The sequence below is a fragment of the Methanoculleus sp. UBA413 genome (assembly GCF_002502935.1).
Classification (GTDB): domain Archaea; phylum Halobacteriota; class Methanomicrobia; order Methanomicrobiales; family Methanoculleaceae; genus Methanoculleus; species Methanoculleus bourgensis.
The window spans coordinates 28,550-28,908 of the sequence record NZ_DAQR01000003.1; the positions used below are offsets into that span (position 1 = coordinate 28,550).

A 359-nucleotide genomic window follows, 5' to 3' on the forward strand; every position below is an offset into this window, starting at 1 on the left:
TACGGCTCTGTCGTACCATCAGCCGCCCGCGCTGCTTCGGATAGTACCCTATACCCCTCACTGAACGGGAAATGGTACAGATCGCTCGTTTCGAGATTTTCTCCGCCGCCAGGATCGAAGAGATGCGACGCATCGTTGTTGTACTTCTCTATGGCATCGATAGGCATTCTTTCGATCCATGACGTAATACCGCCGGGATCAACTGTGATCGCGACTGCTATCGGTTTCACTCCGATAGAACTATTCTGCGCGGAAACCTTGAATGGAACCATTACATTGAGGTCCTCCCCCGGTGCGAGACCCGAGAACGGTACGCCATACCCGTAGTTATCCTCAAGCGACCAGAAGATAACCGTCCC

Annotated in this window: 1 pseudogene; it reads right to left on the reverse strand. The window is 53.2% G+C overall.

Features of this window, described 5'->3' with window-relative positions:
* Window positions 1–359: pseudogene (locus tag BP858_RS00495) on the reverse strand (transglutaminase); the annotation flags it as partial.